Origin of the sequence: Rhizobium sp. PL01, from assembly GCF_033447125.1 — a bacterium.
GTDB lineage: Bacteria > Pseudomonadota > Alphaproteobacteria > Rhizobiales > Rhizobiaceae > Pararhizobium.
Genome location: NZ_JAWQUM010000003.1, coordinates 44,004 through 69,251 on the forward strand (window position 1 = coordinate 44,004; position 25,248 = coordinate 69,251).

Sequence of the window (25,248 nt, forward strand, 5' to 3'; positions counted from 1 at the left end):
TCAGATGAAAATGCCGTGTTCCTCCGTCACCAGTTCCTGAAGGAAATCGACAACAGTGCGGACACGGACGAGTTCGCGGGCGCTTTCGTGATAGGTGGTCCAGTAGCCTCGCCGGATGGTGGTTTCCGGCAGGATGCGGATCAACTCGGGATATTGCCGGGCGATGTAATTGTGCAGGATGCCGACCCCGGCACTTGAGCGCACGGCTTCAGTCTGGCCGGTGGCACTGGAAATCTCGAAGGACGCGTCCCAGCTTCGCATCACCTCACCGGTAAAATTCAGCGAGGCGGTGAAGATCAGGTCTTCGACATAGCCGATGCGGCGATGGTTCTTCAGATCATCGACGGTTTCCGGCGCACCGTAGGACGACAGATACTCCTGCGAGGCGTAGAGCCCGAGTGTGTAATCGGTCAGTTTCGACGATATCAGCCGGCCCTGTTCGGGACGCTCCAGCGTGATGGCGATATCAGCCTCGCGTTGCGATAGTGAAAAGGAGCGGGGAACCGGCACCAGCTGGATGCGCAGTTCCGGAAACCTGGCCGTCAGTCTGCCGAGACGCGGGGCAAGGAACGAGACGCCAAAACCATCCGGCGCGCCGACCCGGACGGTGCCTGCGACCGCTGTGTCGATCCGGCCGATCTGCGCCTGTGCCGCCAGCATCTCGGTTTCCATCCGCTCGGCGGCATGCAGGAAGATTTCGCCTTCCGCCGTCAGGTCGCAGCCATTGGTGCGCCGGATCAAAAGCCGGGTCTTCAGCGCTTCCTCCAGCGCCGTGACGCGCCTGCTCAACGTCGCATGGTTGACGCCCAGCCGTTTGGAGGCCGAGAGGATCTGGCCGCTGCGGGCGACCGCCAGGAACATGCGGACGTCATCCCAGTTCATCGCGTAATCCTCATTTGGCCGAAAGCGCGATGGGATCGACATCGACAAGGTTGAGCGACCGCACCATGCCGGTGGTCAGCGTCTTGTATTTGAGGAAATGCGGGGTCTGGATATGGGCTTCGTAAGCCTGCCTGCTGGCATAAACTTCAAGGATTCGCACCTTCTCCGGCGCATCCTTGATTGAGACGGCATGCAGCATCAGCACGCCTGGCTCCTTTGCAACGGAGGTTTCGATTTCTTCGGTCAGGAGAGCGATATACTCCTCAAGCTGTGCCGGATCGATTTCCAGCTCCGCCATCCTGACAATCTTCTCGGAACCGGTATTCATCGGAGACCTCCATGAGGGCATGGTTACATCAATTTTTGCACAACGGTTGCTGAATATCGCGCGTTGATTTGTGCATATTGTAGTGCGACACTCCCGCCATAATCAAGATCAGGAGGATCACCCATGTACGAGATTGGTCATTTCATTGGCGGCAAGCGCGTTGCGGGCACCAGCGGACGCACAAGCAATGTCTTTAATCCGGCAACCGGCGAAGTTCAGGCCACCGTGGCGCTGGCCAGCGACGCGGAAATGGATGCAGCGGTACAGAACGCCAAGGCTGCGCAGCCGAAATGGGCTGCCACCAACCCGCAGCGCCGCGCCCGCGTCTTCATGAAGTTCGTCCAGCTCCTGAACGACAACATGGATGAATTGGCTGAATTGCTGTCGCGCGAACATGGCAAGACCATTGAAGATGCCAAGGGCGACGTCATCCGTGGCCTCGAAGTTTGTGAATTCGTCATCGGCATTCCGCATCTGTCGAAGAGCGAGTTCACCGAAGGTGCTGGCCCGAACATCGACATGTATTCGATCCGCCAGGCTGTCGGTATCGGCGCCGGTATCACCCCTTTCAACTTCCCGGCCATGATCCCGATGTGGATGTTTGCCCCGGCCATCGCCTGCGGCAACGCCTTCATTCTCAAGCCGTCCGAGCGCGATCCGTCCGTACCGATCCGTCTGGCCGAACTGATGATCGAAGCTGGTCTGCCGGCCGGTATCCTTAACGTCGTCAACGGCGACAAGGGCGCAGTCGATGCGATCCTGACGCACCCGGATATCTCCGCCGTTTCCTTCGTCGGCTCGACGCCGATTGCCCGCTACGTCTATGGCACGGCTGCGATGAACGGCAAGCGCGCCCAGTGCTTCGGCGGCGCCAAGAATCACATGATCATCATGCCGGATGCCGATCTCGACCAGGCCGCCAACGCCCTGATGGGTGCCGGTTACGGCTCGGCTGGCGAACGCTGCATGGCAATCTCCGTTGCCGTTCCGGTCGGCAAGGAAACCGCCGATCGCCTGATCGAAAAGCTGACCCCGATGGTCGAAAGCCTGCGTATCGGTCCTTATACCGACGAAAAGGCCGACATGGGGCCGGTCGTTACCAAGGAAGCCAAGGAGCGCATCCTCGGGCTGATCAACAAGGGTGTCGAAGAGGGTGCAAACCTCGTCGTCGATGGCCGCGATTTCAAGCTTCAGGGTTATGAAAACGGCAATTTCATCGGCGGTTGCCTGTTCGATAACGTCACCCCTGACATGGATATCTACAAGCAGGAAATCTTCGGTCCGGTTCTCTCCGTTGTTCGTGCGAAGACCTACGAGGAAGCCCTCGATCTGCCGATGAAGCACGAATACGGTAACGGCGTTGCGATCTACACCCGTGATGGCGATGCCGCCCGCGATTTCGCTTCGCGCATCAATATCGGCATGGTCGGCGTCAACGTGCCGATTCCGGTTCCGCTGGCCTATCATTCCTTCGGCGGCTGGAAGTCCTCGTCCTTCGGCGACCTCAACCAGCACGGCACGGACTCGATCCGGTTCTGGACCAAGACCAAGACCATCACCTCGCGCTGGCCGTCCGGTATCAAGGACGGTGCCGAATTCGTCATGCCGACGATGAAATAATCCCGGCAGATCATCGATCCTCCCTGACTGGGCCTCCTTGTGGAGGCCCTTTTTTGTTGTGCTCACCCCAGTGCGGTTGACCTGCAGTGGCAGCCGTTTAAATGTTCCCGCCATCGGCCGAATATCGGGGGGTGTTCAGCCGTTTGTTGATTTGCATCAGTGATTGAGCAGAGGGGCGACTATGAGCACGATTGAAACGGCGCCAGTGCCGGCGGCACCGCAGGATTTTCACCGGCTGTCGTTTACCGGAAATGCGGCGGAATATTTCGGCATCTGGATCGTCAATATCCTTTTGACCATCATCACGCTCGGCATCTATTCGGCTTGGGCAAAGGTGCGCCGCAACCGCTATTTCTACGGCAACACCGTGCTGCTCGGCCGCGCCTTCGAATATCACGCCAAGGGCAAGCAGATCTTCATCGGGCGATTGATCGTCCTTGGATGTCTCGTGGTTTACAATATCATTCTGGCGGTTCTGCCAGTTGCCGGCCTCATCGTAGGTTTGGTTGCCCTATGCTTCTTTCCCTGGCTGATCATGCGTGGCCTGCGCTTCAGCGCCCGCGTCACGAGTTATCGCAATGTCCGGTTCAATTTCGTCGGCAAGATGGGCGGCGCCTTTATTGCCTTCATGGCCGCTCCGGTCATGGCGGTCCTGTCGCTCGGCATCCTGGCGCCACTCGCCAGCCGTTGGATGTACCGCTATCTCGGCAACAACATGCGCTATGGCGGCCGGTCGTTTACGACCGATCCAAAGCTTGGGACGATCTACCAGACCTGGTTCTTTTCGGCGCTGATCGTCGTCCTCGGCCTGTTGATCATCGCGGTCGCCGCCTTTGCCAATATGTCGCTGATCATTACACTCATTGATAATCCCAATACGCTGCCTCCCGAGTTCCAGGCGTCGATGTTCGTTCTTGGCATCGTCGCGTATCTGGCGGTGCTTCTATCCTTCGGCGTCGCAGCGCTGTTCTATCGAGCCGGTGTGCGCAACATCGCGTGGTCGGCGGCCCGTTTTGATGGCAAGCACGCGCTGAAAAGCGATCTGTCGCGGTTTCGTTATGTCTGGATTGCCCTGTCGAATGTGGCCGTGACCGTCCTGACCCTCGGCCTGATGCGCCCCTGGGCAGCCGTTCGCATGGCGCGTTACACCAACGAGCACACGGCAGTCCGTTTCGACGGGGATGTCGGAGAAATCCTGGCAACGGTCGAGCAGGAAGGGTCTGCAGTCGGCGCGGAGTTCATGGAGTTCGAGGGCTTCGATTTTGGCTTCTGACGAAAAGCCGGGCTGCCGTGGCGATTGGCATCCCCGTGATTCCAGCCGCTCGGTCCCGTCTCGTCTGGTCGACAGGGACGGGCAGATCCGGGCTGTTGCGGAAGACGGTACTGAGCTTGCATCCACGGTCTTTTCAAAGCTCGACATCTCTCCACGGGTCGGCTCGATCCCGCGACGGGTCGAGTTTGCCGATGGCTCGCTGTTCGAAACCACGGACAATGCCGCAATCGACAGTCTGCAACTGGCGAACGGGCGCAAACGCGCAGGGTTCATTCACGGCCTGGAGCGGTTTCATCCGCGGCTTTTGGTCTTTGTTGCTGCGGTCTTCCTGCTGTCCGGTCTGGTCTACCGCTATGCTCTGCCGGTTATGGTGGAGGTCGCCGTCGCGGTCACCCCGCCGGTCGTACCGGGCCTCATGTCCATCAGTACGCTGGAAACGCTGGATCGCACCGTTCTCAGCGATACCAAGCTGGACGATGCGAGGCGGCAAGCGATTTCCGATGGTTTTGCCCGCATCGCGAAAAATTCCACCCGCGGCCCGTCCGCCTATACGCTGAACTTCCGCAAGGGAGGGGCGATTGGCCCGAACGCATTCGCGCTGCCGGACGGCACGCTGATCATCACCGATGAACTGGTCGACCTTTCAGACGGCGATACCGAGATGCTGATTGGCGTTTTGGCACATGAGATCGGCCATGTTGAACTGGAACACAGCCTGCGCCAGATTTACCGGGCTGCCGGCATGGCCGGTCTGATCATGCTGATCGCCGGCGATGTCGGTGACAGCGTCGAGGATCTGCTTGTTCAAGGGGGCGGCCTTCTGGCGCTCTCCTATTCGAGAGATGCAGAAGCGGCCGCCGACCGGCATTCGGTCGAGCCGATGCAAAAAGCCGGTTACGACCCCACTGCCATTGCACGCTTCTTTGAGATCATCGAGAAGAAACTCGGCGACACATCCGAAACCAACATCCTGTCGACGCATCCAGGCACGCCAGACCGCAGGAAGGCGATCGATGAATACGAGGCTGAATTGCGCGCGAAACAGGCCGGAAATTAGCACATTTCGACGATAATCCACTCAAACTTGAGGTGCGTCATCCACTTTTCCCGTTTAGAGGGTGGACAGCCCGCAAGAAGCTGATCATGATCGCTTCACGATGATTTTCTGCTTTTTGGAATTGTTCCAAACTATCATCCGTCCTATATGAGAAGCAGAATGTGGGCGCCGGTCGAATCGACTGTGCGACCACGAAATCTTGAGTGCCTCTACGGGCTCACAGGTTCATCCGAACCCAGGGGCGCCGAACAATCGAAGCCGGGAGTCGATGATGCGTCTGACGAAGCAAACGAACTACGCAGTCCGCATGCTGATGTATTGCGCGGCCAATGACGGCCATCTCAGCCGCGTTCCGGAAATTGCCAAGGCCTATGGTGTGTCCGAGCTTTTCCTTTTCAAGATCCTTCAGCCGCTCAACAAGGCGGGGCTCGTCGAGACGGTGCGTGGCCGCAATGGCGGTGTGCGCCTGCCGAAGCCCGCGGCCGATATCAGCCTGTTCGATATTGTAAAGGTCACCGAAGACAGTTTTGCCATGGCGGAATGCTTTGAAGCTGGCGAGATCGATTGTCCTTTGGTTGATAGCTGCGGCCTGAACTCGGCTCTGCGCAAGGCGCTGAATGCGTTTTTCGAAGTCCTGCAGCAATACTCGATCGACGACCTGGTAAAAGCCCGGCCGCAAATCAACTTCCTGCTCGGTATCGACCTGATTACGCACCCGAAGAAGGCTGCGGCCTGATACTTCGACGAACAAAAAGCCCGGCTAGCCCGGGCTTTTTGTTGTCTATGCTCTCGTCACGTATTCCCGTAGGATAAATTCGACCGCAGTCGGATCGAGTTCACCCTTGTCGATGCGGAAATCGGCGCCGTACTCTTCGAATTTCTGGAAGTAGGGGTCGGCGAGCGACGACGAAAACACCCCGATCGGACCGATATAGCCTTGTTGGCGCAGCGCTGGCACTGTCTCGCGAAAATCGCATTGCTGCATTCGGTTGTCCATCAACACCATCGAAACGGGCGTTCCGGATGCGATGAAATCCAGTGCCGCGTCGATCGTCTGGCAATAGTGCAGATGAATCTCCGCGCTCGATACCTTATTCATCACGCCGCGCATGATCAGGTTTTCAGCCGGATCGTCGTCAACAAGCAGGATATGGATCGGGTGTGTCATCTGGCAATTTCGCTTGGGTGAATGGCTTAAAATACGGCTTGGGTCTGATTACGCGAGCGCCTGCCGGCGTTATTGAATGATCTGTTCCCGGATCGCTTTCGCCACCATCTGGGTTCTGTTGACGACGTCAAGCTTCTTGAGGATCGTTGCCGTGTGGGAGTTGACCGTGTGTTCCGAGACGGAGACGATCAGCGCGATTTCGCTTGCCGTCTTGCCATGGGAGATCCAGCGCAGAATTTCCGTTTCCCGCGGCGTCAGCCCAAGGCCCGCCTTGTTGGATAAAACCAGTCTGTAAAAATAATCGAACGCGCAAATGGCATCGTAACACAGTGCGAGATGCGCCTGCCGTTCCATATCGTCACCGTCGCCGAGGAACAGCACCGCATAACGCGCTCCATTGATGCCCGCGACCGGCACGCACATCAGCATGTCGAAGCCGAGTTGGCCGAGAAGATTACCGCTGTGGCCGGGGTGTGGATCGTCAGCCTTCCAGGTGGATGGGATGGACGATGTGTGAAGGCTTTTGAAAACGGCGGAATCGCCGAAACGGTGGCGTTTGTCATAGGCGTCGGCAAGCCCGGAGGGGAGGTCGTGCAGAGCCAGCCGGTTGGTCAGCGTGCAGGCATCGCCCTCGTTTCCCAGCTGCAGGATTCCGAAATGGTCGAAACCATAGCGGAGCGCCATTGTGTGGAAAATGCGAAAGAAATCGACCCGATTGAGAGCTTTCTCCAAATCGCTGTCATGATAGTTTTGCCGGTGGTTTTTTAAATCGATCGTCACGTCGCGGCCGTCCCCCACGTATTCCGCGACCACCATTTTAACGTGCGACTCTCGATAAGCAACCGTATCGGAATGGAAAAGGAGAGTTGTCGGCAGTTTTGACAACACCGGCCGCCGGACGGGAGGGGAATGGCGAGAGGGAGGACTGAATATGGTCGCTTTCATCTAATCCCCGCCTGGCAGATAAAAGCTGAACAGTCCTCCCCGCCCCGCAAGTGCCTTATGCCACGGCACCTCTTCCCACGCTATCGGTGCAATTTGGGATTGACTTTAACGGTAAAACGAAATCGATTCGGCCAGTGGCGCTGGCGGCCAAAAGAAAGTCGTGTATAGCCTCCGGCCTTGTCACGTCTGGGAGAATTTTCCAATTGGACAAATTTTTCGGGTCGCTTATTGCATTGCCCGATCAAATGTCGTTCCATCCGGCCTTGACCGGAAACAACGGCTTCTGCGTCAGAAAAATACGAGAACAAGAACAAAGCTGGGAAGCAAATTCATGAAAAAGCTCTCTACTCTGCTTGCTGCAACCGCGATCGCCACTTTGATGGCCGGTTCTGCATGGTCAAAGACCTTCGTTTACTGCTCGGAAGCGTCGCCGGAAGGCTTCGACCCCGGCATGTACACCGGCGGCCAGACCTTCGATGCCGCCGCGCACACGGTTTACAACCGGCTGGTGGAATTCAAGCGCGGCACGACGGAAATCGAGCCTGCGCTGGCCGAAAGCTGGGAAATTTCCGCTGATGGCAAGGAATACACCTTCAAGCTGCGTCCGGGCGTAAAGTTCCAGACGACCGAATACTTCACGCCGACGCGCGAATTGAACGCCGATGACGTGATCTTCTCCTTCGAGCGTCAGTACAAGGCCGACAATGCCTGGAACAAGTACGTTCCGGGTGCGTCATGGGAATACTTCTCTGGCATGGGCCTGCCTGACCTTCTCGACAAGGTCGAAAAAGTCGACGACCTGACGGTCAAGATCGTGCTGAAGCGTCCGGAAGCGCCGTTGCTGGCCAACCTCGGGATGCCTTTCATCTCGATCCTGTCGAAGGAATATGCCGACAAGCTTCAGGCCGACGGCAAGATGGAACTGATGAACCAACAGCCGCTCGGCACCGGTCCGTTCACGTTCGTCGCCTACCAGCCGGATGCTGCCATCCGCTTCAAGGCCAACCCGGATTACTGGGGTGGCAAGCAGAAGATCGATGACCTCGTGTTCGCGATCACCACGGATGCCGCCGTTCGCGCCCAGAAGCTGAAGGCTGGCGAATGCCACCTGATGTCCTATCCGAACGCAGCTGACGTTGCCGAACTGAAAGCCGATCCGAACCTGCACATCTCCGAGCAGGCCGGCCTCAACGTGTCCTACCTCGCTTACAACACCCTCGTTCCGCCGTTCGACAAGGTTGAAGTCCGCAAGGCGCTCAACATGGCGATCAACAAGCAGGCCATCGTCGATGCCGTGTTCCAGGGTGCAGCAACTGTAGCCAAGAACCCGATCCCGCCGACAATGTGGTCGTATAACGACAAGGTCGAAGACGACAAGTACGACCCGGAAGTCGCCAAGAAGATGCTTGAAGACGCTGGCGTCAAGGATCTCAAGATGAAGATCTGGGCAATGCCGGTCGCGCGTCCGTACATGCTGAACGCCCGCCGTGCAGCTGAGCTGATGCAGTCTGACCTTGCCAAGATCGGCGTCACCGTCGAAATCGTCTCCTACGAGTGGGCCGAATACCTGAAGCTCTCGTCTGCCAAGGACCGCGACGGTGCGGCCATCCTCGGCTGGACCGGTGACAATGGCGATCCGGACAACTTCCTTGACACCCTGCTCGGCTGCGATGCCGTCGGCGGTAACAACCGTGCGCAGTGGTGCAACAAGGAGTTCGACGACCTGGTAACGAAGGCGAAGGAAACGTCCGACGTTGCCGAGCGCACGAAGCTCTATGAAGAAGCGCAGGTCGTCTTCAAGAAGGAAGCGCCCTGGAACACGCTGGACCACTCGCTCGCCGTCGTTCCGATGAGCAAGAAGGTCTCTGGCTTCGTCCAGTCTCCGCTGGGTGACTTCGTCTTCGAAGGCGTCGACATCGCCGAATAAGATCGGCTAAGAAAAAACAGGCACGCCGCAAAGAGCGTGCAATGGCCGGCGGCTCGAAGACATTCGGGCCGTCGGTTTTTCACAAGAAAGAAGGGATTGGCTCCCATGTTGCGCTTTATCTTCGGACGTCTTGCCGTCCTGATACCCACGTTCCTCGGGGTATCGCTGATCGCGTTCTCCTTCATTCGACTTTTGCCGGGCGATCCGGTCATGTTGATGTCGGGTGAGCGGGTCATGGCTCCGGAACGGCATGCCGAACTCATGCACCAGCTCGGCCTCGACCGGCCGATGTATGTTCAGTATTTCGATTATCTCGGCGGTCTCGTGACGGGCGACTTTGGTTCGTCCATCGTCACCAAGCGGCCGGTTCTTGATGATTTCATGAACCTCTTCCCGGCAACGCTGGAACTGTCGCTCTGCGCCATCATCGTTGCGGTGTTTCTCGGTATTCCGGCTGGCGTAATCGCCGCGGTGAAACGGGGGACCTGGCTCGACCAGTCGCTCATGGGGGTCGCCCTTATCGGCTATTCGATGCCGATCTTCTGGTGGGGCCTGCTGCTCATCATCTTTTTCTCAGGCTATCTCGGCTGGACGCCGGTCTCGGGGCGCATCTCGATGATGTACTTCTTCCCGCAGGTCACCGGTTTCATGCTGATCGACAGTCTGATCTCGGGACAGGCGGGTGCCTTCAAATCAGCGGTCAGCTATCTGATCCTGCCGACCGTCGTGCTTGCAACCATCCCGCTGGCAGTCATCGCGCGCCAGACGCGCTCGGCGATGCTGGAAGTTCTCGGCGAGGATTATGTCCGCACCGCCCGCTCCAAGGGCCTGTCGCCATTCCGGGTCATCGGTGTGCATGCACTGCGCAACGCGCTCATTCCGGTCATCACCACCATCGGCCTGCAGGTCGGTGTGCTTTTGGCCGGCGCGATCCTGACGGAAACGATCTTCTCCTGGCCGGGTATCGGCAAATGGATGGTCGATTCGGTGTTCAAGCGTGACTATCAGGTCGTGCAGGGCGGGCTGATGCTGATCGCCGCCATGATCATGATCATCAACCTCATCGTTGATGTGCTTTACGGCTTCATCAACCCGCGTATCCGGCATTAGGAGGGTCTGATGGCTGTCGCTGAAATCAAAACTACCAAGCCACAGACCGGTTTTGCCGAGTTCTGGTTCTATTTTTCGCGCAACAAGGGCGCGGTGATGGGGCTTGCTGTCTTCCTGATCATCCTGTTCGTTGCCGTTTTTGCAGCGTTCGTCGCGCCGCATAGCCCAAGTGTCCAGAACCGGGATGTGCTGCTGTTGCCTCCGGGCTGGACGCAGGGCGGGCAATGGACCTATCTTCTCGGGACCGATGCTGTCGGCCGCGATATTCTGTCCCGTCTGATCTACGGTGCCCGTTTCTCGTTGTTCATCGGGCTTGTGGTCGTGACGCTTTCGGTCATCTCCGGCGTTCTCGTCGGCTTGATCGCCGGCTATTTCCGCGGCCGCACCGATACGATCATCATGCGCGTCATGGATATCATCCTGGCCTTTCCGTCTCTGCTTCTGGCCCTGGTGCTGGTGGCGGTGCTCGGACCGGGCTTGGTCAACGCGATGATTGCGATCTCGCTCGTCAACCTGCCGCATTTCGTGCGGCTGACGCGCGCGGCCGTCATGTCGGAGCGGACCAAGGACTATGTCATTGCGTCCAGGGTCGCCGGTGCCGGCACTCTGCGCCTGATGTTCCTGACCATCCTGCCCAATTGCCTCGCACCGCTGATCGTCCAGGCGACGCTTGCCTTCTCGGCAGCAATCCTTGACGCGGCGGCACTCGGCTTCCTCGGCATGGGCGCACAGCCGCCGACGCCGGAGTGGGGCACGATGCTGGCCGAAGCACGCGAGTTCATCCAGCGTGCGTGGTGGGTCGTCACTTTCCCCGGTGTTGCCATTCTCGTCACCGTCATTGCCATCAATCTGATGGGCGACGGCCTGCGCGATGCGCTTGATCCCAAGTTGAAGAGGTCATGATGTCGCTTTTCGAAATCGAAAATCTTGTCGTCGAGTTCCAGACGGCTTCCGGTCCCTTCCGTGCCGTCGATGGCGTCTCGATGAAGGTCAATGCTGGCGAAGTGCTGGCGATTGTCGGCGAATCCGGTTCCGGCAAGTCGGTGTCGATGTTGGCTGCCATGGGCCTGTTGCCCTGGACGGCCAAGGTCACCGCCGACAAGCTGAAGTTCAACGGCATCGATCTGCTCGGCCTCTCGCCGTCGGATCGGCGCAAGATCGTCGGCAAGGACATTGCCATGATCTTCCAGGAGCCCGTTGCCAGCCTCAATCCGTGCTTCACCGTCGGGTTCCAGATCGAGGAAGTGCTGCGCATTCACCTCGGTCTCGACAAGGCGGCGCGCCGGGCGCGGGCCATTGAACTGTTCGAACTGGTCGGCATTCCCAATCCTGCCGAACGCCTCGGGCATTTTCCGCATCAGATGTCGGGCGGCCAGTGCCAGCGCGTGATGATCGCGATTGCGCTCTCGTGTAATCCGAAACTGCTGATCGCCGATGAGCCGACCACCGCGCTCGACGTGACCATCCAGAAGCAGATCCTCGATCTCCTGATGCGGCTGCAGGCCGAGCACGGCATGGGCCTGATCATCATCACCCATAACATGGGCGTTGTGGCGGAAACCGCCGATCGCGTCATTGTCCAGTACAAGGGCCGAAAGATCGAGGAGGCCGACGTGCTGTCGCTGTTTGAATCACCCAAGAGCGAGTACACCCGCGCGCTCCTGTCGGCACTTCCGGACAACGCCACCGGCGACCGGCTGCCGACGATCGCGGAATTCCTCAGCGACGACCAGATCTTTGCAGGAGCTGTTCGATGACCCATGTTCTCGAAGCCAGAAACCTCACCCGTGATTATCACATCCCGGGTAGCTTTTTTAAGAAGGCCAAGACTGTTCACGCCGTCAAAGGCGTGAGCTTTGCTGTCGACCAGGGCAAGACGCTTGCCATCGTCGGCGAAAGCGGCTGCGGAAAATCGACGCTCGCGCGTATAGTCACCATGATCGATCCGGCAACATCGGGCGACATGCTGATCGATGGCGCAAAGGTTGATATCGCCAAGGAACGGCTGACGCCGGAAATGCGCCAGAAGGTGCAGATCGTTTTCCAGAACCCCTATGGTACGCTGAATCCGCGCAAGAAGATCGGCGAAATCCTCACCGAGCCGTTGATCATCAACACCAGCATGAAAGCCGATGACCGGCGCGACAAGGCCATGGCCATGTTGAAAAAGGTCGGGCTTGAGGAAAAGCACTACGGCCGCTATCCGCACATGTTCTCGGGTGGCCAGCGTCAGCGCGTGGCGATTGCCCGTGCGCTGATGCTCAACCCGCGGCTTCTGGTGCTGGACGAGCCGGTTTCGGCGCTCGATCTGTCGGTGCAGGCACAGGTTCTCAACCTGCTCGCCGATCTGCAGGACGAATTCCAGCTGACCTACGTCTTCATTAGCCATGACCTGTCGGTGGTACGTTACATCGCCGACGACGTGATGGTGATGTATTACGGCGAAGCCGTCGAATATGGCAGCCGTGAAGAGGTCTTCAGCGATCCGAAGCACAACTACACCAAGACGCTGTTTGCCGCGACGCCGCGCGCCGATGTCGACAGCATCAAGGCTCGGCTCGCCAAGAAAAACGCAGCCTGAACGGAACGATGGTTGCTGCAATCGCGTGATGACGGTTCCACTGACCGCCAATCTGCGATAAAGCGCCTGCGTTAACTCAATTCATATGCGGCCCGCCGCATTTTACGAGGAATATAAAGATGGAAATCAAACGCTTCGAAACCGGTCCGCGCATGAGCCAGGCCGTTGTGCACAATGGTACCGTCTATCTCGCTGGTCAGGTCGGCGAAGCCGGCTCCGACGTCGCGGCCCAGACCAAGCAGGCTCTCGCATCGGTTGATCGCCTGTTGGCTGAAGCTGGCACCGACAAGTCCCGCATCCTGTCGGCAACCATCTGGCTGGCTGACATGGTTGACTTCCCGAAAATGAACGCCGTCTGGGACGCCTGGGCATCGCAGGGCAACACACCGGCCCGCGCGACCGGCGAAGCCAAGCTCGCAACCCCGGAATACCTGGTTGAAGTGATCGTCATCGCCGCCCTCTAAGAGCTGCCAGTGATCAAGAAAAAGCCGGCGTCCTTTTTGAGGGCGCCGGCTTTTTCTATGTCTGAAGGCTAATTTCCGATGCGGGCCGTGCCGGTCTCGCCATTATCACGTACCCATTTGACCTTGCCTTCGCCGGTTGCCGTCAGGTCGAAGCACATAGGCGATCCGTCATACCAGACCTTGAATTGCTGACAGAGCTTGTCGGCCTTTATCCACCAGCGGCCGGTGTCGTTCGGTTGGATGAATTTCCCGAGGCCGAGCGCCTTGCCGCTGCCATCGACATCGCCGGAGGGATGATAGTTGAGCGGGAATTCTCCGCCGAGCGGGGCGGCAAGATAGATCGTCTTGCCGATGATGAGGCTACGGATATCGGCCTCCTTCATCTGCGTGGCTTCCGCCGCCAGAGCGATGCTGCTGATCAAGGCGCTTAGAATGACGATTGCAGTTTTCCGCATGACAGTCTCCATCGCATTGCACTCCATACGCCGCGCTTGGCAATTGGATCACTCCGCAATTGGATTAGCAGGGCCTACGCCCAATGTTTCGCCTGCATCAACGCAAGGCTATGGAACCATTCTGCTTGAACCGCGTTAAACTCAGTATTCCAAGGGAATGCTCTCCAACATAAAAGGAATGTGCCATGCTGTACTGGTTGCCAAGGCTTTGCCTGTTCCTGCTGGGCGCTGCGGTTGTGGGCCTGGGTGTCCTGCAGCTGACGTCGGAAGACATTGCCAATACATTGATCGTCGTGATTTTGGGCCTCGGTCTGTTTTCGCTGACGTTGCATGTTTTTCCGCCGGAACGCTACTGACGGAATGTCGCCATTAGGCGGGAGAAAACTGTTTTATTTTCTCGCAAACGTTGTAGGCTCCGGTCGTGAGCCGCCCACAAATCTGACATCATTCCCACGGCCCCTGCGGTAGATCAGGCTGCTCGGGCGAGAGGAATACTTGGCCGCAATGCTTGAGGTTGGGGAATGGTGATCGGGAGGCCGGCGTTTTCCAGAGCCGTGCCGCTCATGCTGTTTGCGGGCGCTATTTTGCTGCTCGCCCTTGTCCTCGTTTCGCTGCGTTTTGCCAATCAAACCCACCAGAATTCCAACGATGCGCTTGAAGCGGCAGGGTTGAATGATCGCGCACGGCTTCTTTTCAGCTTGATGCAGGACGCGGAAACGAGCCAGCGCGGGTATCTGATTACCGGCGAAGAAAAGTACTTGGCGCCGTTCAAACGGTCAGAAGCGCTCGTCAATCTCCAATTCACCAGTATTACCGGCGATATGATGAAGCTGGGCATCAGCGACGTCACGATCGGTCGGTTGAAGCGCTTGGTGGACGACAAGCTGGCTGAAATGCGCCGTACCATCGCCTTGAAGGCCGCGGGCAGGGACACTGACGCCATTGCGGTTGTCCACAGTGATACCGGCAAGCTCTCCATGGATGAAATTCGTGAGATCATGACCAGGATCGATGCTGTTACGCACAATATCAGTTTCCAGAAAAGCATGTCTCTCGACAATGCTGTATGGTGGTTGCTGATCTCCATCACCGGCGGCGCGGTGTTGCTTGTGATCCTGGTCGGCGGCGCGGTCTACCTTGCAGTTGCCCATGCGCGGCAACTGGAGGCAGCGCGCAATGCCCTTGCTGAGCACAATGGAATGCTTGAAGTTAGGATCGGCCAGCGCACACAGTTCCTGGAGCGCGCCAATCGTGAATTGCAAAGCTACTCCTACATTGTCGGGCACGATCTGCGGGCGCCGCTGGTCAATATCATGGGCTTTACTTCCGAGCTCGAACGGGCGGCCGGCATTTTTGCCGGCTACATGAAGAAACCGCCTGCGGCTCGCGACGCAGTCGCCGAGAAAGTTGCGCTTGAGGCGGTCGATGTCGATATTCCGGAGGCGCTGGGTTTCATCCGGTCCTCGATGCGGCGGATGGATGATCTGATCAATGAGATATTACGGCTTGCGCGGGCTGGAAGCCGCCAGTTGGGCCGGGAAACAATCGACCTTGCGGCGCTGCTGGCAGAGACCGTTGCCAACCTGCAGCACAGGCTGGATGAAAGCGGCGCCAGTGTGGTGTTTTCACCGAGCTTGCCGCATGTCGTCTCGGACCGGCTTGCCCTGCAGCAGATTTTCGGCAACCTTTTAGACAATGCGATTAAATATGCGGATCCATCGCGAAAGGCGCTGATCCATGTGTCCGGAACCGTAAATCACGGCAATGCGGCGATTGAGGTGCGCGACAATGGAAGAGGCATTGCCGAACGCGATCGCGAGCGGATTTTCGAGCTTTTTCGGCGCTCCGGACCGCAGGACCGGCCGGGCGAAGGCATAGGCCTTGCGCACGTGCGCGCGCTGGTTCGCCGATTGGGAGGAGACGTCGTCGTGCAGTCGGTGCTGGGGCAGGGGACGACGTTCCTCGTGACGTTTGCAGCCGATATTCGCGCGACGAAAAGCAGGGGGGAGACATGAACAACGGATTGCAATCGGTCACCATCATCATGATCGAGGATGATCAGGGGCATGCGCGCCTGATCGAAAAAAATATCCGGCGTGCTGGCGTGACCAACGAGATCGTGCCGTTCGCGACGGGTCTGGCGGCGCTCACCTTTCTACTGGGGCCGGACGGTAGCGGACAAGTCCATGCGGGTACACCACTCCTCGTCCTGCTCGATCTCAATCTTCCGGATATGACCGGTATGGATATTCTCGCCCGGATACGCGAAAGCGAACATCTGAAGCGCGTCATGGTGATCGTGCTGACCACCACGGACGATCCGGTGGAAGTCCATCGTTGCTACGATCTCGGCGCCAATGTCTATGTTGCCAAGCCGATGGAATACGAGAAATTCGTCAACGCCATCCAGCAACTTGGCCTGTTCCTCTCGGTTGTTACCGTGCCGGAGATCCCCTGATGGATCACAGCATGCCCGTCGATCATCACGAGACCACGATATTGTACATCGATGACGACGAGGCGCTCGGCGCCCTCCTGCGCAAAAACCTGGCACGCCGCGGGTTTAGGGTCATCAACGCCATCGACAGGGCATCCGGGTTTGCCAAGCTGGCAGCCGGCGGGATCGATGTGATCGCTCTCGATCACTTTCTGCTTGGCGAAACCGGCCTGGATATCCTTCCTGCCATCGAAGATATAACGGACCATCCCCCCGTCATTTATGTGAGCGGTTCCGGCGATGCCAGCATCGCGGCGGAAGCCTTGAAGCGTGGGGCTGATGATTATGTGACGAAAAGCATCTCTACCGATTTCATCGATCTGCTCGTGGCAGCCCTGAAACAGGCGTTGGAACGTGCACGGCTGCGGGCGATCGGCGGAAGCGCTGCAATTGACGGATGACAAGGCCATTGACGTGTACGTTCAGGCAACGGCAGTTGAACCCGTGTCCAGGTGTCATGTCGAAAAGACGGCATCGTAGAACGTGCTGTCGAAGACGATGGCACCGGCTTTGACACCGAGGCTCCTGTCAAGGGAACCGGGCCTGGGAACGAAAATCCTGAATGCTGTGGCGGCGGCTATGGGCGGTGAACTGACCTATGATCGCACTTCACGCGCCGGAACGGACGAACGGATCATCCTCCCGATTTAGCGCCTTTGAAAGAGCGCGCGCATGGCGGCTCCCATCGATCGGCATTTCGCCGGCGGGAACTTTTCTGCAACCGCGGAGTTTAGAGCCGTTACACACCGGTGCGGCCTCTGGTCCGGTGTTCTCAGCACATTAATCTAGTCGTCCGTCCGGTAGAGCGCGCACCGGGGGCGAGGCACATGGAGAGACTGAAATGGGTGCTGCCTTGTCGGAGAGTGGGGCTTTCCGGAAACGAAAGCTGGCGGAACTGGAGGCACAGGTCGCTGCGGCAGATATTCCCGAAACATCGCCGAAAACCGGGCTCGATCTGGTGGTCGCCTGGAGCATCGTCGGCACATTCATCATCTTTGCCTCTGCTGTCATTTACATGATGGAATCGATCCTTATGCCGGTCACGCTCGCCATCGTCATCGGCATGGTGCTCGGCCTTGCTGCGGACCGGCTGGCACACTACGGGCTGCCGCCAGCTTTGGGCGGCCTGCTTCTGGCGCTCATTTTTGTTGTCAGCCTGTTCTTTCTGATCAATGCGCTGATCGAACCGTTGACGTCGCTCGCGGGCCAGGCTCCGGGCATACTCGAGCGGGCGATCGAGCGCGTTCTGCCCTATATACAACGGTTCGAATGGGCGAAGGTGGCGATAGCCGGAACCGACGAAAAGGCCGTAACCGATGTGGCCATCCAGAATGCCGGCACCATGCTCGGGCTGGTCGCAGCAGGCGTCACGCCGGCGTTTATCCAGACGATGATCTTCATGGCAGCGCTAGGCCTCTTCCTTGTCGGACGCGGGCATTTGCGCAAGACGATCATTCTTGCATTCGCCACGCGTGATCGCCGGCTGGCCGCGATCCGGATCATGAATGCCACCGAGAATGCTGTAGGGTTCTATTTTTCGACCGCGAGCCTGATCTACCTCGTTCTCGGCACGATCACTGCCGCGATCGCCTTTGTCGGCGGCCTGACAATGGCGCCGCTCTGGGGGCTTTTCGCCTTCATTTCGAGCTTCATTCCCTATCTCGGCGTCTCGGTCATGACGGTGGCGCTTCTCAGCGCCGGTTTGATGACTCATGACGCACTGCTGCTGGCGCTTGCACCGGCCGCTGCCTTTTTCATCCTGCATCTGGTGATGGAAAATCTGGTCACCCCGGCCATTCTGGGGCACCGGCTGGAAATCAATCCATTCCTGATCTTCCTGGCAATCATCTTCTGGACCTGGATGTGGGGTGCCGTTGGTGCGATGCTGGCCATGCCGCTGTCGCTGATCGCCATGACCATCTTCAACGAGGTCCGCACCCAGCCGCCGGAGCGCCAGTTGCCGGGTTGAGCGGACGCCAGAAATGATCCGGGATCGTTCCTGTGTGCGGCAACTGAAAGAAAAATGAATGCCTCCAATGCTCGATAGCTTCGATACGGTGCAGGCTGATCTCCACGGCGGCCGGGCACCCTGGGGCGGTGGATTGCGTCCACCCCGCAATGCGTCTCTCTCGCAGAGCATCAAGACGGACGTGCTTGTCGTTGGTGGTGGCATCACCGGTTCGCTTGCCGCCCAGCATCTGGCGACGCGCGGGGTGGACGTGACTGTCGTTGACCGCGAGCAACCGGGTCTTGGCAGCACGGCTGCCAGCACGGCAATGCTGCAATGGGAAATCGATTGTACATTGGGAGAGCTGACCGGGTTTTATGGCTTTGACCGGGCCGCCCAACTCTATCGCCGCAGTGTAGCTGCTGTTCAAGGACTTGCCGGGCTGGTTGGTGGGCTGGGTTTTGAGTGCGCCTTCCGGCCCCGTTCGACCCTCTACATATCAGCCGGAGAGGCTGGCCCTTCCGCTCTGCGCGACGAGCACCTGTTGCGGCAGCGCGCAGGTCTGCCCGGTCTGCTGCTCGATCATAAAGACCTTCTGTCCCGCTTCAGTATCGATCGGGCTGCGGCCATTCTCTCACCCGGCTCTGCCGATGCGGACCCGCTTCTCTTGTCCTGGGGGCTGTTGCGTGATGCGCAGGTGCGGGGTGCACGGCTGGTCGATGCGATGGTGACGGCCTATCACGATGCGCCGGGGTCGGTGACGGTCGAGACGGACAGCCATTTCGTCATCGAGGCGCGGCATGTGATCCTGGCGACCGGATATGTCATGCCGGACTTCGTCCGCAGCGAAATCCATCGGACCGCGTCGAGCTGGGCGATTGCAACCGTGCCTCAACAGCCCGGTACGCTTTGGCCCGGTGGCGAACTGATCTGGGAGGCTTCGGAAACATACAATTATGCCCGCACCACGGCGGATGGGCGCATCATTATCGGCGGAGGCGACGACGATACGATCGATCCTGCGGCGCGCGACAGAAAGATGCCGGAGAAATCGGAAAAGCTGGTCGAAGACCTCGTCAAGCTGTGGCCTGCCGCCAATCCGGTCATCGACTTTTCATGGTCCGGCGCGTTTGGCGAGACGGATGATGGCCTGCCGCTGATTGGTGCGGTTCCGGGCATGCCGCGCATGCTTGCCGCCTATGGTTATGGCGGCAACGGTATCACCTTCAGCTTCATGGCATCACGCATCCTGGCCGAGCTTTGCGCCGGCCATCGGGAAGGCTGGTTCGACGCTTTTGCCATCGACCGGCCTTCACCGAAAGGCTAGAGCAATTCCAGCAAAAGTGCGCAGCGGTTTTGAGTCCGGAATTGCGCAAGAACAAAAGGATAGAGTGTTTTCGCGTTTCAGAGAAAAGCGAAAATACTCTAGCCCTCATAGCTTGTGGGCGCGGGCGTTCTCGTCAAAGAACAGCGCCTGGCTGATCAGCGCCTTGACCATTTCCGGATTGAACGGCTTGGTTACCAGAAAGGCCGGCTCCGGTTTGGTGCCGGTGAGAAGACGTTCCGGGAAGGCGGTGATGAAGATCACCGGGATCGTCGCGCTTTTCAGGATCTCGTTGACCGCATCGATGCCCGAGCTGCCGTCGGCGAGCTGGATATCGGCGAGGATCATCTTCGGTGCTGTCTTTTCAAACAGCGTGATGGCTTCGCCGTGGGTTCTCGCCACGCCTGCCACCTTGTGGCCAAGGCTGGTCACCATGTCTTCGATATCCATGGCGATCAGCGGTTCGTCTTCGATGATCAGGATTTCGGTAGCAACCTGCCGTGAAATATCCTCGGAAGCCTCACGCAGCAGAAGGGCCGCTTCGGCATCGGTGATGCCAAGGATCTGTGCCGTTTCATCCGGCGAAAAACCTTCTACGGAGACCAGCAGGAAAGCCTTGCGGGCTGCGGGCGCGATCACCGAGAGGTTTGCCGCTGCCCGCGCTTCCCAGCCGAAGGGCGACGTTGTTTCAGGCAAGTCCACCGTCAGGGTGTCGAACACGGAGCAGAACAGTTTGAAAAGATTGACCCTGTCGTCGGCACCCTGCGGGAAAAGCGTGATGTCTGCGATCAACGCTTCCAATACGGCGGCGACATACGCGTCGCCTGACGCTTGCGACCCGGTCACGGCACGGGAGAAACGGCGCAGGTAGGGGAGGTGGGCTGCGATCCGCATGGAAAGTGACATTGATGACTTCCTTCAGTATGATGACGCCGAATTTTAACGGTGCCCGATGCTATCGCGTAGCGAAACATGGCATTGGTTTGAACATGTTTTATGCGTTAAGGGAAGTTTCCCAGTTGAACGAATTGTGTGCCGGTTTCGAGGAAGCCGGATAAAAATTCGGAATATGGCAACGTTTTTAATGTACCAAATAAGGACGCGTGGAAGCGGCGCTGCGTGGCGATCGCCGATGCGGGTTCAGGAGCGAAACGGACGATGGCGAACATACCGGAAAATCAGCGACGTGCCGGTATGGGCAGTAGGGCAGGCGTCGGTAGCAGCGATCCCAACGCGCAAATCGCCTCCAAACTGAAGGCACTTTATAGTGCCATCGAGCAGGAACCCATTCCGGATACATTCCTCGATCTCCTCGAGAAACTTGACCAGGCCGAGCAACTCGGTAAGCCTCTAAGCTGACATCGTCACGCTATCCTGATTTTCATCCGTTCAAATTACCAGTTGTCTGGACATGAAAAACGGGCCGAGGCCCGTTTTCCTGTTCTGAACTGGTGTTTCCGATTGATCAGCAAGACGCTTCGTAACGGCGGCCATAGCGGTCGCGATAGATGCAGCGGCCCGGCTCGCTGGCATTGCCGATCAAGGCACCGGCCACGCCGCCAACGGCAGCGCCGACTGCTGCACCGCGCACATTGCCGGTCGCCACGCCACCGATAATGGCGCCGGACGCAGCACCGATACCGGCACCCTTTTCTGTCTGCGTGCAAGCGGCAAGCGGAAGGATGAGGGCGACTGCAAGGAGGATCTTTTTCATGGGTGGTTCCTTTTCACGGGTATTGATGGACGAAAGAGGGAAGCGTTGTGGACGATCAGATGCGGCCCATCAGCACGAGGATGAGAAGAATCACGACGACCAGCCCAAGACCACCTGAAGGTCCATAGCCCCAATTGCGGCTGTGGCCCCAACTCGGCAGAGCGCCGATCAGCAAGAGCACCAAGACAATCAGGAGAATTGTACCGAGCATGATATTTCCTCTTCAGTTTCCGGCCGTGCGGGTCACGGGGTCTGCTGCGGTAACGTCGCTCACGCGAATTTGTTCCAGCGTGTAGTGGTCATTAGGCACCGAGGGGCAAGGCATTTCGCAGCGAACCGCTCAACGCTTCTTTCGTAAGGATTTTCTTACGGTTTGCAGTCAGCGGCCCGAAAAGAAGAAAGGTTGCTATCAGCTGGTCGACCTTATCGCGCGCCTCGGCCATCGGTAAATGGCCGACCTTGTCAAGGATGATGGTATGCGCACGCGGCAATTTTCCAGACAGATGGATCTGGTGCAGCGGCGGAACGATCGCGTCGCGGCCACCGATGATGTTGAGGACCGGAACATCGATCAACGGTAGATCGTCGACGACGGATGTTTGGGACATCCAGGACACGAAAGCCGCAATTTCGGCGGCCTGTGACTTCAACAAGTGCTCGCGGACCTGTTCCATCCCAGCAATGGTTTCTTCGGTTTCCCAGCCGGCAGTCTTGTCGAACACACATTGAAGCGATCCACCGCGAAACGTCTCGCGTGTGGCGATCCACCGGGTGAACAACCGGACGAAAAGGTGCCGCCCAAGCAGGGGAAGGCGCAGGATGCGCGATGCCAGCCGCTCCTGCCCCTCAAATCGGCCGCAAGCGAAAGCCCCCATCAGGATGACGTTGCTGACAAGGTCTGGCCGGTGCCTCGCCAGCAGAAGCGAGATGAACCCGCCTGTCGAATGACCAATCAGGGTCACAGGTTCACCCTCGAAATCGCGTTCGATCGCCTCTGCATAAGCATTAACGATGGCGTCTGTGGTCAGTCCTCCGGACACGCCGTCCAGTTTCCACGGGTTGTGACCGGGCAGGGGATAGGCGGCAGCGCGGCCTTCCCGAACGATGCCCGGTGCAAAGCAGCTCCAGAACGCCGGCGACATGACCATGCCGTGGATCAACACGGTTTTCATGCCGGGTTCCTCGGACAGCCAATGGGGGGAGGGTGGGCACAACATCAATGGCATTCCTTTGCTGTGCGTCAGCAAATCATGCCCTGGAAGTCTTGGTTGTCTGGGGCGAGCGTGGCCAATGGCCGTCGCGGGTATCCGGGTTCACCAATTCACGCCAGGCATTCCTTGACGCGTTGGTGAAACGCCATGCGGCCCAAAAAAGTTCCCAGCGATATTTGCGGAACTTCTGCGCCATCCTCTCCGTTTTCCTGGCACATCATTCATTGTGCAGGGAGCACGACGATGGAACATATCGCAGCGATCATGATGCTTGTCGGGTGTACCCAGGGCAATGTCGAATGCAAGGAATTGCCCGCACCCGCTGTGGGGTTTGAAACCGCCGAGGAATGCCAGGCGCTGCTGCAGCCGTCGCTCAATGACATGCGTAGCAAGTACAAGATCGTCTACGGCAAATGTGCTGCGATCGATCCGGCCCTCTACCTCGAAGACGCAACAATCACGTGGGACGTTACACCTGCCAAGGGCTTGGATGTACAGGTCACCTTCGATGAGCCGGCAGCGCCGGTTCTGGTTGCCGGAAAACGTGACCCACAGAGCTTGCTCAGCAATTGAGCATTCTGACCGCTGGACATGTTTGTCCATAACCACCTGAAACGCAACCAAAGGAAATAGTCATGAATTGGGATATGATCGAAGGCAAATGGAAGGAATATCGCGGCAAGGCCCAGACACAATGGGGCAAGCTGACCGATGACGACCTCGATGTCATCAATGGCCGCCGCCAGGAATTGGCCGGCCGGATTCAGGTCCGTTACGGCGTCGAGAAAGAGGAAGCCGAGCGGCAGATCGATGAATGGTCGCGTCACTGACCGCAATCTCTCGTAAGTAGCAAGACGGCACTCGGAGATATCGTCCGTGTGCCGTTTCGCGTTTGCCTGAGCGGTCAGGATCGAAAAATTCGGAACAAAATCCTCGCCGTTCCGTTCTCAAGGGCAATCACAGCCGGCTGAACACCGGCTTTCGGCCTGACAGGCTTTCTCCCAGACTTGCATAAAGGAGTACAACAATGATCCGCACTCTTATGGCGACGACCGCGCTTGCCGCGTTCCTGACAACCGCTGGGCTGTCTACCGGCGCCTGGGCACAGGAAGGTGCTACCAAGGCTGATGCGGCCGCAGCCGCAAGCTCGAATGTTCAAGCGACCAAGCCCGGTCCCGCCGGATATTTTTCAGCCGCGCCCGAGCAGGTTCTGGCAACCTCTGTTCTGGGCAAGACAGTCTATACCGGTGCTGACGAACAAGGCGAAGCCATCGGCGATGTCAACGATGTCGTTATCAATGCCAATGGCGGTGCTGAGGCGCTGGTGATCGGCGTTGGTGGTTTCCTCGGCATCGGCGAAAAAGACGTTGCAGTGAGTTTTGACCGGGTATCTTGGTCTGACAGGGACGGGCAGCGCATCATCGTCATTTCGGCGACCAAGGAAGACCTGCAGGCAGCCCCGGAGTTCCAGCGCACGGCCATCATGGAGGGTGCCGCTGCGACAGTGCCGGAGGATCAAAGCGCTGAAGCACCGGCGGTCGCGCCCGTTATCACCGACGAGGCCGCAGAGGCGGTGCCGCCGGCCACCGGCACCACGCCGCAGATGACCGACCCTGATCTTGCTCCGCCGGTCGACCCAGCCACCACTGCCGCGACACCGGCTGATGAAATGAAACTGGTTGATCCGGCGTTGATCAGCGCTGAAAAGCTCATCGGTACCGAGGTCAAGGTCGCCGACGATACCAAGGTCGGCGAGATCGGCGACGTTCTGCTCGACAAGAACGGCAAGGTGGAGGCCTATGTCATCGACGTCGGCGGCTTTCTCGGCATCGGGGAAAAACCGGTTGCGATGAGTGCGCAGAGCGTTCAGGTGATGGCGGATGCCAAGGGGACAATGGTGATCTATTCACCGTTCACCAAGGCTCAGATGGAAACCCAGGCGGCTTATGATGAGGACGCCTACAAGGCCAACCCACGTGGCATAGTCCTGGCTGCTCCCGCAAACTAACGATTGTCCTCAAAGAACCGGCGTCAAAAACGACACCGGTTTTTCATGCCTAAGTAAAAGCCTGAGACTTTCAGCAGGCACAAAAAAAGCGGCCGATGGCCGCTATCTTTTTTCCCTCAGAGGCATTCGATTTTTATCGATCAGAACCATCGCGTGACGATTTTTCTGCAGCGTCAAGGTTGGCCAGAAGATCCGAAAGCAGACCGTCCGTCTGCTGTGGTTTTTCGGTCAAGTATAGATCGCGCAAGGTCGTGCCGATATGCTGATATCGATCGCGGCCTTTATTCGGCATGCGAACTGAGGCCGCTGCGGATTTCCAGATGTTCGTTGTCGATACGGTCATTTTACTATCTCGCATGATGTATATGCCTTCACAACGTTCCCTGCCTTGCTAAGGTTCCGAGAAATACGTGGCCAAACCGTGTCAAATTGGGACGATCTTTCGCGCCATGGTTAATGATCGGTTTCAATGGCCACGTGTCGCATTCTGCCTTTTTTACCGGAACAAAGGTTCACGTCCGGCGTTATACGGCAATGGTTTAAACTAAGGAGAATCCTCATGCTGTACTACGCTCTCGTCTTTCTCGTTGTTGCTATCATCGCCGGCGTTTTGGGCTTTGGTGGTATTGCTGGCGCTTCGGCAGGTATTGCGCAGATTCTGTTCTTCCTGTTCCTCGCCTTTCTGGTCATCTCGCTGGTGGCTGGCCTGATGCGTAGAACCTGATCCCATCTCAGG

The 25,248-nt window shown here is 58.2% G+C and carries 29 protein-coding genes and 1 pseudogene; 21 read left to right on the top strand and 9 right to left on the bottom strand.

Features of this window, described 5'->3' with window-relative positions; genetic code table 11:
• Together R6X40_RS07910 and R6X40_RS07915 are read right to left on the bottom strand one after the other, a co-directional pair.
• Positions 1 to 882, bottom strand: coding sequence for a LysR family transcriptional regulator (locus R6X40_RS07910; protein ID WP_318412445.1), 882 nt, complete (start codon positions 880 to 882; stop codon positions 1 to 3).
• Positions 883 to 892: 10 nt separating this feature from the next.
• Positions 893 to 1,210: an antibiotic biosynthesis monooxygenase family protein gene (locus R6X40_RS07915; RefSeq protein WP_318412446.1), complete on the bottom strand. Its 318-nt coding sequence runs from the start codon at positions 1,208 to 1,210 to the stop codon at positions 893 to 895.
• Positions 1,211 to 1,333: 123 nt separating this feature from the next.
• On the opposite strand from R6X40_RS07915, the gene R6X40_RS07920 reads away from it, so the two are divergent.
• The 4 genes from R6X40_RS07920 (at position 1,334) to rirA (ending at position 5,896) form a co-directional block, all read left to right on the top strand.
• Positions 1,334 to 2,830 (top strand): CoA-acylating methylmalonate-semialdehyde dehydrogenase, encoded by a 1,497-nt coding sequence (locus tag R6X40_RS07920; protein WP_318412448.1) that lies wholly within the window; start codon positions 1,334 to 1,336, stop codon positions 2,828 to 2,830.
• Between the two features lie 181 nt (positions 2,831 to 3,011).
• Entirely contained in the window at positions 3,012 to 4,103 is a 1,092-nt protein-coding gene (locus tag R6X40_RS07925) for a YjgN family protein (RefSeq protein ID WP_318412450.1), read from the top strand.
• The gene (locus R6X40_RS07930) at positions 4,093 to 5,160 is read left to right on the top strand and encodes a M48 family metallopeptidase (RefSeq protein ID WP_318412451.1); all 1,068 of its coding nucleotides are present in this window, start codon (positions 4,093 to 4,095) and stop codon (positions 5,158 to 5,160) included. Before R6X40_RS07925 ends, R6X40_RS07930 begins: the two co-directional genes overlap by 11 nt.
• Before the next feature lie 271 nt (positions 5,161 to 5,431).
• Complete coding sequence (rirA, locus tag R6X40_RS07935; protein WP_318413221.1) at positions 5,432 to 5,896, top strand: iron-responsive transcriptional regulator RirA; 465 nt, start codon at positions 5,432 to 5,434, stop codon at positions 5,894 to 5,896.
• Positions 5,897 to 5,941: 45 nt separating this feature from the next.
• Here rirA and R6X40_RS07940 read toward each other — a convergent pair whose 3' ends face one another.
• Complete coding sequence (locus tag R6X40_RS07940; protein ID WP_318412453.1) at positions 5,942 to 6,328, bottom strand: response regulator; 387 nt, start codon at positions 6,326 to 6,328, stop codon at positions 5,942 to 5,944.
• 69 nt (positions 6,329 to 6,397) lie between these two features.
• A complete protein-coding gene (locus tag R6X40_RS07945; RefSeq protein ID WP_318412454.1) occupies positions 6,398 to 7,108 on the bottom strand; it encodes a helix-turn-helix transcriptional regulator in 711 nt (236 codons plus the stop codon).
• Between the two features lie 496 nt (positions 7,109 to 7,604).
• On the opposite strand from R6X40_RS07945, the gene R6X40_RS07950 reads away from it, so the two are divergent.
• The 6 genes from R6X40_RS07950 (at position 7,605) to R6X40_RS07975 (ending at position 13,355) form a co-directional block, all read left to right on the top strand.
• Entirely contained in the window at positions 7,605 to 9,200 is a 1,596-nt protein-coding gene (locus R6X40_RS07950; protein WP_318412456.1) for an ABC transporter substrate-binding protein, read from the top strand.
• A 105-nt stretch (positions 9,201 to 9,305) separates the two neighbouring features.
• On the top strand, positions 9,306 to 10,310 hold the full coding sequence (locus tag R6X40_RS07955) for an ABC transporter permease subunit (RefSeq protein ID WP_318412459.1): 1,005 nt from the start codon (positions 9,306 to 9,308) through the stop codon (positions 10,308 to 10,310).
• Positions 10,311 to 10,319: 9 nt separating this feature from the next.
• Entirely contained in the window at positions 10,320 to 11,213 is an 894-nt protein-coding gene (locus R6X40_RS07960; protein WP_318412460.1) for an ABC transporter permease subunit, read from the top strand.
• Positions 11,213 to 12,067, top strand: a complete 855-nt coding sequence (locus tag R6X40_RS07965) for an ABC transporter ATP-binding protein (protein WP_318413222.1) — start codon at positions 11,213 to 11,215, stop codon at positions 12,065 to 12,067. The genes R6X40_RS07960 and R6X40_RS07965 overlap by 1 nt, the downstream gene beginning before the upstream one ends.
• Positions 12,064 to 12,891 (top strand): dipeptide ABC transporter ATP-binding protein, encoded by an 828-nt coding sequence (locus R6X40_RS07970; protein ID WP_318412461.1) that lies wholly within the window; start codon positions 12,064 to 12,066, stop codon positions 12,889 to 12,891. Before R6X40_RS07965 ends, R6X40_RS07970 begins: the two co-directional genes overlap by 4 nt.
• A gap of 119 nt (positions 12,892 to 13,010) precedes the next feature.
• On the top strand, positions 13,011 to 13,355 hold the full coding sequence (locus R6X40_RS07975; protein WP_318412462.1) for a RidA family protein: 345 nt from the start codon (positions 13,011 to 13,013) through the stop codon (positions 13,353 to 13,355).
• A gap of 68 nt (positions 13,356 to 13,423) precedes the next feature.
• On the opposite strand, the gene R6X40_RS07980 is transcribed toward R6X40_RS07975, so the two are convergent.
• Positions 13,424 to 13,810: a hypothetical protein gene (locus tag R6X40_RS07980; RefSeq protein WP_318412463.1), complete on the bottom strand. Its 387-nt coding sequence runs from the start codon at positions 13,808 to 13,810 to the stop codon at positions 13,424 to 13,426.
• Between the two features lie 185 nt (positions 13,811 to 13,995).
• Between R6X40_RS07980 and R6X40_RS07985 the strand changes: the two genes are divergently transcribed.
• The 6 genes and pseudogenes from R6X40_RS07985 to R6X40_RS08010 all read left to right on the top strand — a co-directional run bounded on the left by R6X40_RS07985 (position 13,996) and on the right by R6X40_RS08010 (position 19,582).
• Positions 13,996 to 14,166 (top strand): hypothetical protein, encoded by a 171-nt coding sequence (locus R6X40_RS07985; protein WP_318412464.1) that lies wholly within the window; start codon positions 13,996 to 13,998, stop codon positions 14,164 to 14,166.
• Positions 14,167 to 14,331: 165 nt separating this feature from the next.
• A complete protein-coding gene (locus R6X40_RS07990) occupies positions 14,332 to 15,825 on the top strand; it encodes a sensor histidine kinase (RefSeq protein WP_318412466.1) in 1,494 nt (497 codons plus the stop codon).
• On the top strand, positions 15,822 to 16,268 hold the full coding sequence (locus R6X40_RS07995; protein WP_318412468.1) for a response regulator: 447 nt from the start codon (positions 15,822 to 15,824) through the stop codon (positions 16,266 to 16,268). The genes R6X40_RS07990 and R6X40_RS07995 overlap by 4 nt, the downstream gene beginning before the upstream one ends.
• A pseudogene (locus R6X40_RS08000) lies at positions 16,268 to 16,675 on the top strand (response regulator); the annotation flags it as partial. The gene R6X40_RS07995 and the pseudogene R6X40_RS08000, both read left to right, overlap by 1 nt.
• Before the next feature lie 473 nt (positions 16,676 to 17,148).
• On the top strand, positions 17,149 to 18,276 hold the full coding sequence (locus R6X40_RS08005; protein WP_318412470.1) for an AI-2E family transporter: 1,128 nt from the start codon (positions 17,149 to 17,151) through the stop codon (positions 18,274 to 18,276).
• A gap of 58 nt (positions 18,277 to 18,334) precedes the next feature.
• Complete coding sequence (locus tag R6X40_RS08010) at positions 18,335 to 19,582, top strand: FAD-dependent oxidoreductase (RefSeq protein ID WP_318412472.1); 1,248 nt, start codon at positions 18,335 to 18,337, stop codon at positions 19,580 to 19,582.
• 105 nt (positions 19,583 to 19,687) lie between these two features.
• Here R6X40_RS08010 and R6X40_RS08015 read toward each other — a convergent pair whose 3' ends face one another.
• Positions 19,688 to 20,485, bottom strand: a complete 798-nt coding sequence (locus R6X40_RS08015) for a response regulator (protein WP_318412474.1) — start codon at positions 20,483 to 20,485, stop codon at positions 19,688 to 19,690.
• Positions 20,486 to 20,773: 288 nt separating this feature from the next.
• Here R6X40_RS08015 and R6X40_RS08020 point away from each other — a divergent pair, with 288 nt between their 5' ends.
• Complete coding sequence (locus R6X40_RS08020; protein ID WP_318413224.1) at positions 20,774 to 20,938, top strand: NepR family anti-sigma factor; 165 nt, start codon at positions 20,774 to 20,776, stop codon at positions 20,936 to 20,938.
• Between the two features lie 106 nt (positions 20,939 to 21,044).
• Here the strand turns inward: R6X40_RS08020 and R6X40_RS08025 are convergent, their stop codons facing one another.
• The 3 genes from R6X40_RS08025 to R6X40_RS08035 all read right to left on the bottom strand — a co-directional run bounded on the left by R6X40_RS08025 (position 21,045) and on the right by R6X40_RS08035 (position 22,465).
• A complete protein-coding gene (locus R6X40_RS08025; protein ID WP_318412476.1) occupies positions 21,045 to 21,293 on the bottom strand; it encodes a glycine zipper domain-containing protein in 249 nt (82 codons plus the stop codon).
• Between the two features lie 55 nt (positions 21,294 to 21,348).
• Complete coding sequence (locus R6X40_RS08030) at positions 21,349 to 21,504, bottom strand: DUF3309 family protein (protein ID WP_081927957.1); 156 nt, start codon at positions 21,502 to 21,504, stop codon at positions 21,349 to 21,351.
• A gap of 91 nt (positions 21,505 to 21,595) precedes the next feature.
• Entirely contained in the window at positions 21,596 to 22,465 is an 870-nt protein-coding gene (locus R6X40_RS08035) for an alpha/beta hydrolase (RefSeq protein ID WP_318412479.1), read from the bottom strand.
• Positions 22,466 to 22,747: 282 nt separating this feature from the next.
• Here R6X40_RS08035 and R6X40_RS08040 point away from each other — a divergent pair, with 282 nt between their 5' ends.
• From R6X40_RS08040 to R6X40_RS08055, 4 genes are all read left to right on the top strand, one after another.
• Positions 22,748 to 23,077 carry a hypothetical protein gene (locus R6X40_RS08040; RefSeq protein ID WP_318412481.1) on the top strand — a complete coding sequence of 110 codons (330 nt, stop codon included), beginning with the start codon at positions 22,748 to 22,750 and terminating at the stop codon, positions 23,075 to 23,077.
• 62 nt (positions 23,078 to 23,139) lie between these two features.
• A complete protein-coding gene (locus tag R6X40_RS08045; RefSeq protein WP_318412483.1) occupies positions 23,140 to 23,334 on the top strand; it encodes a CsbD family protein in 195 nt (64 codons plus the stop codon).
• A 197-nt stretch (positions 23,335 to 23,531) separates the two neighbouring features.
• Positions 23,532 to 24,512: a PRC-barrel domain-containing protein gene (locus R6X40_RS08050; protein ID WP_318412485.1), complete on the top strand. Its 981-nt coding sequence runs from the start codon at positions 23,532 to 23,534 to the stop codon at positions 24,510 to 24,512.
• A gap of 559 nt (positions 24,513 to 25,071) precedes the next feature.
• Positions 25,072 to 25,236 carry a DUF1328 domain-containing protein gene (locus R6X40_RS08055; RefSeq protein ID WP_037105882.1) on the top strand — a complete coding sequence of 55 codons (165 nt, stop codon included), beginning with the start codon at positions 25,072 to 25,074 and terminating at the stop codon, positions 25,234 to 25,236.
• Positions 25,237 to 25,248: the final 12 nt, after the last annotated feature.

What these genes read in the sequence shown, in the direction of transcription:
- R6X40_RS08015 (WP_318412474.1), bottom strand. Translation starts at nt 20,485, where the DNA reads ATGTCACTTTCCATGCGGATCGCAGCCCACCTCCCCTACCTGCGCCGT.
- R6X40_RS08010 (WP_318412472.1), top strand. Translation starts at nt 18,335, where the DNA reads ATGCCTCCAATGCTCGATAGCTTCGATACGGTGCAGGCTGATCTCCAC.
- R6X40_RS07950 (WP_318412456.1), top strand. Translation starts at nt 7,605, where the DNA reads ATGAAAAAGCTCTCTACTCTGCTTGCTGCAACCGCGATCGCCACTTTG.
- R6X40_RS07985 (WP_318412464.1), top strand. Translation starts at nt 13,996, where the DNA reads ATGCTGTACTGGTTGCCAAGGCTTTGCCTGTTCCTGCTGGGCGCTGCG.
- R6X40_RS07980 (WP_318412463.1), bottom strand. Translation starts at nt 13,810, where the DNA reads ATGCGGAAAACTGCAATCGTCATTCTAAGCGCCTTGATCAGCAGCATC.
- R6X40_RS07955 (WP_318412459.1), top strand. Translation starts at nt 9,306, where the DNA reads ATGTTGCGCTTTATCTTCGGACGTCTTGCCGTCCTGATACCCACGTTC.
- R6X40_RS07910 (WP_318412445.1), bottom strand. Translation starts at nt 882, where the DNA reads ATGAACTGGGATGACGTCCGCATGTTCCTGGCGGTCGCCCGCAGCGGC.
- rirA (WP_318413221.1), top strand. Translation starts at nt 5,432, where the DNA reads ATGCGTCTGACGAAGCAAACGAACTACGCAGTCCGCATGCTGATGTAT.
- R6X40_RS08025 (WP_318412476.1), bottom strand. Translation starts at nt 21,293, where the DNA reads ATGAAAAAGATCCTCCTTGCAGTCGCCCTCATCCTTCCGCTTGCCGCT.
- R6X40_RS07940 (WP_318412453.1), bottom strand. Translation starts at nt 6,328, where the DNA reads ATGACACACCCGATCCATATCCTGCTTGTTGACGACGATCCGGCTGAA.
- R6X40_RS07990 (WP_318412466.1), top strand. Translation starts at nt 14,332, where the DNA reads ATGGTGATCGGGAGGCCGGCGTTTTCCAGAGCCGTGCCGCTCATGCTG.
- R6X40_RS07970 (WP_318412461.1), top strand. Translation starts at nt 12,064, where the DNA reads ATGACCCATGTTCTCGAAGCCAGAAACCTCACCCGTGATTATCACATC.
- R6X40_RS07975 (WP_318412462.1), top strand. Translation starts at nt 13,011, where the DNA reads ATGGAAATCAAACGCTTCGAAACCGGTCCGCGCATGAGCCAGGCCGTT.
- R6X40_RS08045 (WP_318412483.1), top strand. Translation starts at nt 23,140, where the DNA reads ATGAATTGGGATATGATCGAAGGCAAATGGAAGGAATATCGCGGCAAG.
- R6X40_RS08050 (WP_318412485.1), top strand. Translation starts at nt 23,532, where the DNA reads ATGATCCGCACTCTTATGGCGACGACCGCGCTTGCCGCGTTCCTGACA.
- R6X40_RS08035 (WP_318412479.1), bottom strand. Translation starts at nt 22,465, where the DNA reads ATGAAAACCGTGTTGATCCACGGCATGGTCATGTCGCCGGCGTTCTGG.
- R6X40_RS07995 (WP_318412468.1), top strand. Translation starts at nt 15,822, where the DNA reads ATGAACAACGGATTGCAATCGGTCACCATCATCATGATCGAGGATGAT.
- R6X40_RS08030 (WP_081927957.1), bottom strand. Translation starts at nt 21,504, where the DNA reads ATGCTCGGTACAATTCTCCTGATTGTCTTGGTGCTCTTGCTGATCGGC.
- R6X40_RS08055 (WP_037105882.1), top strand. Translation starts at nt 25,072, where the DNA reads ATGCTGTACTACGCTCTCGTCTTTCTCGTTGTTGCTATCATCGCCGGC.
- R6X40_RS07915 (WP_318412446.1), bottom strand. Translation starts at nt 1,210, where the DNA reads ATGAATACCGGTTCCGAGAAGATTGTCAGGATGGCGGAGCTGGAAATC.
- R6X40_RS07925 (WP_318412450.1), top strand. Translation starts at nt 3,012, where the DNA reads ATGAGCACGATTGAAACGGCGCCAGTGCCGGCGGCACCGCAGGATTTT.
- R6X40_RS07965 (WP_318413222.1), top strand. Translation starts at nt 11,213, where the DNA reads ATGTCGCTTTTCGAAATCGAAAATCTTGTCGTCGAGTTCCAGACGGCT.
- R6X40_RS08040 (WP_318412481.1), top strand. Translation starts at nt 22,748, where the DNA reads ATGGAACATATCGCAGCGATCATGATGCTTGTCGGGTGTACCCAGGGC.
- R6X40_RS07960 (WP_318412460.1), top strand. Translation starts at nt 10,320, where the DNA reads ATGGCTGTCGCTGAAATCAAAACTACCAAGCCACAGACCGGTTTTGCC.
- R6X40_RS08005 (WP_318412470.1), top strand. Translation starts at nt 17,149, where the DNA reads ATGGGTGCTGCCTTGTCGGAGAGTGGGGCTTTCCGGAAACGAAAGCTG.
- R6X40_RS08020 (WP_318413224.1), top strand. Translation starts at nt 20,774, where the DNA reads ATGGGCAGTAGGGCAGGCGTCGGTAGCAGCGATCCCAACGCGCAAATC.
- R6X40_RS07920 (WP_318412448.1), top strand. Translation starts at nt 1,334, where the DNA reads ATGTACGAGATTGGTCATTTCATTGGCGGCAAGCGCGTTGCGGGCACC.